The sequence below is a fragment of the Phenylobacterium sp. genome (assembly GCF_036263695.1).
GTDB lineage: Bacteria > Pseudomonadota > Alphaproteobacteria > Caulobacterales > Caulobacteraceae > Phenylobacterium.
In genome coordinates this window covers 1-5,926 of sequence record NZ_DATAGM010000367.1, presented here as the reverse complement: position 1 = coordinate 5,926, position 5,926 = coordinate 1, and the positions used below count along the sequence as shown (strand labels likewise).

The following is a 5,926-nucleotide window of genomic DNA, read 5'->3' as shown; positions in this document are numbered from 1 at the left end:
CTCACCGGACTGGAGGGGACGCTGCAGGTCGCCTCGGACCGCCGCACCGCCTGGGCCCCGGCCGGCTGGTCGCTGGACCGGCTGACCCGGGCGCTGTGGGACGAGGGCCTCTGCCTGCCCAACCAGGGCGACATCAACAACCAGGCGCTGGCGGGCGCGCTGGCCACCGGCACCCACGGCACGGGCGGTGAGCTGAAGAGCCTCTCGAACATCGCCCGGCGCTTTCGGCTGATGCTGGCGGACGGGAGCGTGGTCACCTGCGGCGCCGGCGAGCGCGACGATCTCTTCCAGGCCCAGCGCCTGTCGCTCGGCCTGTTCGGCGTGGCGCTGGCCGTGGAGATCGAGGTGCTGCCGGCCTACTACCTGGAAGAACGAATTGAGCGGCGGCCGATGGAGGAGGTTCTGGAGGGCTTCGTCGGCTGGGCCGGTGAGCGGCGCCACGCCGAATTTTGGATCTTTCCGCACTCCGACACGGCGATCGTGAAATTCCTCCATCCCGCGCAGGACGACGGCAGCTTCAAGGAGGCGGGGCAGGTGGATGAGACCGTGTTCCGGCTCTGCTGCGAACTCTCCGCGGCGGCGCCGAAGTTCACGCCCACGCTCCAGAAGCTGCTGGTCCGCGGCTCCGGCAAGACCCGCCGCGTGGGGCCAGCCCACCGCATCTTCCCCTCAGACCGCACGGTGCCGTTCGAGGAGATGGAGTACGAGCTGCCGCGCGAGGCGGGGCTGGCGGCCCTATCGGAGGCGATCGGGTGGATACGCAAGAACGACCTGCCGGTGACCTTCCCCTTCGAGTTCCGCTGGACCGCGGCCGACGACATCTGGATGTCGCCGTTCAACCGCGGCGACTGCGCCTCGGTCTCCATGCACCAGTTCGCACGCATGCCCTGGCGCGAGCTCTTCAAGGAAGGCGAGGCAATCTTCCGCGCGGCCGGCGGGCGGCCCCACTGGGGCAAGCGGCACACGCTGACGCGCGACGAGGTGGACCGGCACTATCCGGCCGCCGAGCGGTTCCGGCAGGTGCGCCGCGAGCACGACCCCGCCGGCAAGTTCCTCAACCCGCACCTGGCGGAGCTGTTCTCGTGAGCGAGTCCGCCGACTGGAAGCTGCACGGCCATCTGATCGGCCGCCAGGGCTCGCGCCGCTCGCTCAACACGCCGGCGCTGGTGCTCGACCTGGAGGCGCTCGACGCCAACATCGCCACGATGGCGGGACACGCGGCCGAGGCCGGCGTCAACCTCCGCCCCCACGCGAAGACACACAAGAGCGTCGACATCGCAAAACGCCAGATCGCCGCCGGCGCGGTCGGCCAGTGCTGCGCCAAGCTCGGCGAGGCCGAGGCCCTGGCCGACGGCGGCGTCTCGGGAATCCTGATCACCTCGCCGGTGGTGTCGGCGCCTGCCGTGGAGCGGCTGGTCGCGCTCAACGCCCGCTGCGAAGGCCTGATGGTCACCGCCGACCACCCGGACGCCGTGGACGCGCTCGCACGCGCCGCCCAGGCTGCCGGCCAGACCCTCTCGGTGGTGGTGGACGTCGATCCCGGCCTGCGCCGCACGGGCGTGGCCTCTGCGGCCGATGCGGTGGCGCTGGCGATGCGCATCCAGGGCCATTCCGCCCTCCGCTACGCCGGGGTGCAGTTCTACTGCGGCTCCCAGCAGCACATCGAAAGCTTCGCCGAGCGGCGCGCCGCCATCGAGGAGCGCACCGCCTACCTCCGCTCCGTGCTGGACGCCTTGGCGCAGGCCGGCGCGCCCGCGCCGCTGGTCACCGGCGGCGGCACCGGCACCCACCGCATCGACCTGGAGCTCGGCGTCTTCACCGAGCTGCAGGTCGGCTCCTATGTCTTCATGGACCGCCAGTACCTGGACTGCGACCTGACCGGCGCCGACGCGGAGCGGGGCGCGCCCTACCGCACCTCGCTGATGGTCGACGCGCGGGTGGTCAGCGCCAACGCGCCGGGCCTGGCCACCGTCGACGCCGGCTTCAAGGCCTTCGCCACCGACGGGGGGCCGCCGCCGATCCTCTCAGGGGCCGACGGCGCCCGCTACGCCTTCATGGGCGACGAGCATGGGGCGGTGATCGGTCCGGAGCGGACGACGCGCCTGCCGCTGGACAGCCTGGTCACGTTCGCCGTGCCGCATTGCGATCCGACGGTGAACCTCTACGACAGCTATCACGTGGTGAGGGACGATACCCTAGTCGACATCTGGCCCATAACGGCCCGCGGCCGGTCCAGATGACGAAACGGGCCGGGTCCTTCGAAGGGCTCGTTCTAGGACCCGGCCCGCAAACCTGTCCCGACTGGAGACGCTTGAGAGCAGGTTGAGGAGCGGGTTGCACAAACGGCGCCGCTTGTTCCTTCCAGCGTTCAGGGCGCGAGCCGCCCGTCGGTTATCGCCCCCGGCGCGAAACGGAACAGGGCGGCGGGGTCGGGCGGGGCGATGCGGTCCTTCAGTTCCGGGCAGGCCAGGCGCCGGAGCAGATGGCGCGCCACCGCCAGGCGCGCCTTCTTCTTGCTGTCGGCCCGCACGCACCACCAGGGCGCCTCCTCGGTGTCGGTGCGCCTCAGCGTTTCGTCCCGCGCCGCGGAATAGTCGGTCCAGCGCTCCTGGGCGACCGCGTCCAGCGGAGAGATCTTCAGCCGCTTCACCGGGTCGGTCCGCCTCTTCTCCAGCCGCTGCGCCTGCTCGTCCTTGGAGATGTCGAGCCAGTACTTCACGACGATCATGCCGGAATCGAGCAGCATCTGCTCGACGACAGGCGCCTCGCGCAGGAACTGCTCCTGCTCGTCCGGGGTGGAGAAGCCCATCACCTTCTCGACGCCGCTGCGGTTGTACCAGGAGCGGTTGAAAATCACCCATTCGCCGGCCGCCGGCAGGTGGGGCATGTAGCGCTGGAAGAACCACTGCCCCCTCTCGTGATCGGTGGGCTTCGGCAGGGCGATGACGCGCGTGTTGCGGACCGACAGGTTCTCGGTGAGCCGCTTGATGGTCCCGTCCTTGCCGGCCGCATCCCGCCCCTCGAAGATCACCAGCACCTTCTGCGCCTGCTCGGCGCTCCAGATGCGGCTGGTGACGAGGTCGACCTGCAGGGCCTCCAGGGCATCGGCGGGATCTTCAGCGTCTGCGTCGCGCGGCATGGGGCGGCTCCTTCTTCGGCTGTTCCTCCCCTGCGAAGCGGGGGAGGGGGGACCGCCCGCCGAGCGCAGCGAAGAGCGGGTGGGGAAGGGGCGAGCCCCATCCAGGGCGCTGCGGCCTGCCCTTTCCACCCCGCGCTCTTCAGCCGGCTTTCGCCGGCTTCGGCGCGCGGTCCCCCCTTTCCCATGAATGGTAAAGGAAAGGGGGAGTTCACACGCTCCCGATCAGCCGCGCCAGCCGCTGCACGCCTTCGTCGATGTCCGCCTCGCTCGGCAGGGAGTAGCTGAGGCGGATGGTGTTGGCCTGCGGCTCGGTGGCGAAGAAGGGCGCGCCGGGGACGAAGGCGACGCGTTCGGTGGAAAGGCCTTTGGCCAGAAGCTCGGCGCCGTCGATCCCCTCCGGCAGGGTCAGCCAGACGAACATGCCGCCCTCCGGCTCGGTCCAGGTCACGCCCGGCGGCATGTGGCGGGCGAGGGCGGCGCACATCGCCTGGCCCTTGGCGCGGTAGGCGGAGCGCAGGCGCGAGAGGTGCTGGTCGTAGCCCTCCTGCACCGCCTCGCAGGCGGCGAGCTGGTTGATCGTCGAGACGTGCAGGTCGCAGCCCTGCTTGAGCAGGACAAGCTTCTCGATCGCCGCGGCCGGCCCGCAGACCCAGCCGATCCGCAGGGCCGGCGCGAGGGTCTTGGAGAAGGTGCCGCACAGCAGGGTGCGGGCGGCCTCGATCGAGCCGGCGCGGGCGATATCCAGCGCCAGCAGGGGTGGATGCTCCTCGCCCTCAAAGCGCAGCTCGCGATAGGCGGCGTCCTCCACCAGCACGAAATCGCTGGCCTCGGCCAGGTCCAGCAGGGCCTCACGCTCGGTGAGCGTCAGGCTGCGGCCGGTGGGGTTGGCGTAGTCCGGCACCACGTAGCCCAGCGCCGGCGTAGCGCCCGCCTCGACCTGATCGCGGTCCACGTAGGCGGGCTCGTAGGCGTTGAAGGCCTGCAGCGCCCCCAGGTAGGTCGGTCGGTCCACCAGCACGCCGTCGCCCGGCGAGATCAGAAGCTTGCCGATCAGGTCCAGCGCCTGCTGCGAGCCGGCGGTGATCAGGACGTTGGCCTCGCCGCAGGCGACGCCCCAGCGCCCCATCCGCTCCACGATCCAGCGACGCAGGGCCGGGAGGCCTTCGCTCACAGTGTACTGCAACGCCTGGCCAGCGAGCGCCGGGTCGGCGAGCTGCCGCTGGACGGCCGCGCCGATCTCGTCGGCCGGAAACAGCGCCGGGTCGGGGATGCCGCCCGCGAACGAGAGGATGTCCGGCTGATCGAGGAGCTTCAGCAACTCCCGGATCTCCGAAGCCTTCACCCGGCCCATGCGTCCGGCGAGCCGCGCCGCCCAATCGAGCGGCGCGGAGCCAAGCTGCGACTCTTCGGCCCTAGACGAGGCGCTTGCCGGCGTCATCGATGATCGAGCCGAGATCGCGGGCCTCTTCGGCCATGATCATCTCGTTGTGCGCCTTGCCCGACGGGATCATCGGGAAGCAGTTCTCTTCCTTGGTCACCCGGCAGTCGAACAGCACCGGCCGGCGCACGTTGATCATCTCGCGGATCGCGTCGTCCAGCTCGCCTGGCTTCTCGGCGCGGATGCCGACGCAGCCGAACGCCTCGGCCATCTTCACGAAGTCGGGCAGGCTGGCCGAATAGGAGTGCGAGTAGCGCTCGCCGTGCAGCAGCTGCTGCCACTGGCGCACCATCCCCATCCACTCGTTGTTGAGGATGAAGATTTTGATCGGCAGGTCGTGCTGAACGGCCGTCGACATCTCCTGCATGGTCATCTGCACCGACGCATCGCCGGCGATGTCGATGACCAGGGCGTCCGGGTGGGCGATCTGCACGCCCACGGCGGCCGGCAGGCCGTAGCCCATGGTGCCCAGGCCCCCGGACGTCATCCAGCGGTTCGGCTCGTCGAAGTGGAAGAACTGCGCGGCCCACATCTGGTGCTGGCCCACCTCGGTGGTGACGTAGACGTCCCTGTCGCGGGTCAGCTCGTACAGGCGCTGGATCGCGTACTGCGGCTTGATCAGCTTGTCGTCCTGCCGGTAGCGGAACGAGTCCCGCGCCCGCCAGCCCTCGATCTGGCGCCACCAGTCGCTCATGGCCGCTTGGTCGACCGAGAGGTTGCGGCTCTTCCAGGCGGCGATCAGGTCGTCCAGCACCTGGCCGGCGTCGCCGACGATGCCGACGTCGGCGCGCACGTTCTTGCCGATCGAGCTGGCGTCGATGTCGATGTGGATCTTGCGCGAGCCGGGTGCGAAGGCGTCCAGCCGGCCGGTCACCCGGTCGTCGAAGCGAGCCCCGACCGCGATCATCACGTCGCAGTCGTGCATGGCGTTGTTGGCCTCGAACGAGCCGTGCATGCCGACCATGCCCAGCCACTTGGGATCGGAGGCCGGGAAGGCGCCCAGGCCCATCAGCGTCGAGGTGACCGGGCAGCCCAGCGTCTTGGCGAACTCGCGCAGCGAGGCGGCCGCCTGCGGGCCGGCGTTGATCACGCCGCCGCCGGTGTAGAGGATCGGCCGACGGGCCGAGGCGATCAGGGCTGCGGCCTCGGCGATCTTGGCCGGCTCGCCGCGGGTGCGCGGGGCGTAGTTGTGGGCGTGCACGACCTCGTTCGGGCCCTGGTAGGTCGCCTTGCCGAACTGGACGTCCTTGGGGATGTCGATGACCACCGGACCGGGCCGGCCGCTGGTGGCGATATGGAACGCCTCGTGGATGATCCGCGGCAGGTCAGCGACGTCCTTCACCAGGTAG

General features: G+C 70.2%; 5 protein-coding genes. 2 read left to right on the top strand and 3 right to left on the bottom strand.

Going from position 1 to position 5,926, the window contains the following annotated elements:
- Together VHK87_RS14970 and VHK87_RS14965 are read left to right on the top strand one after the other, a co-directional pair.
- The coding region (locus VHK87_RS14970; protein ID WP_329635690.1) for a D-arabinono-1,4-lactone oxidase at window positions 1-1,086 on the top strand (1,086 nt) is incomplete at its 5' end.
- Window positions 1,083-2,240 (top strand): DSD1 family PLP-dependent enzyme, encoded by a 1,158-nt coding sequence (locus VHK87_RS14965; RefSeq protein WP_329635689.1) that lies wholly within the window; start codon window positions 1,083-1,085, stop codon window positions 2,238-2,240. The genes VHK87_RS14970 and VHK87_RS14965, both read left to right, overlap by 4 nt.
- A 128-nt stretch (window positions 2,241-2,368) precedes the next feature.
- Here VHK87_RS14965 and ppk2 read toward each other — a convergent pair whose 3' ends face one another.
- The 3 genes from ppk2 to ilvB all read right to left on the bottom strand — a co-directional run.
- Window positions 2,369-3,139: a polyphosphate kinase 2 gene (gene ppk2 / locus VHK87_RS14960; protein ID WP_329635688.1), complete on the bottom strand. Its 771-nt coding sequence runs from the start codon at window positions 3,137-3,139 to the stop codon at window positions 2,369-2,371.
- 208 nt (window positions 3,140-3,347) lie between these two features.
- Window positions 3,348-4,577, bottom strand: coding sequence for a PLP-dependent aminotransferase family protein (locus VHK87_RS14955; RefSeq protein WP_329635687.1), 1,230 nt, complete (start codon window positions 4,575-4,577; stop codon window positions 3,348-3,350).
- The coding region (ilvB, locus tag VHK87_RS14950; protein ID WP_329635686.1) for a biosynthetic-type acetolactate synthase large subunit at window positions 4,552-5,926 on the bottom strand (1,375 nt) is incomplete at its 5' end. The genes ilvB and VHK87_RS14955, both read right to left, overlap by 26 nt.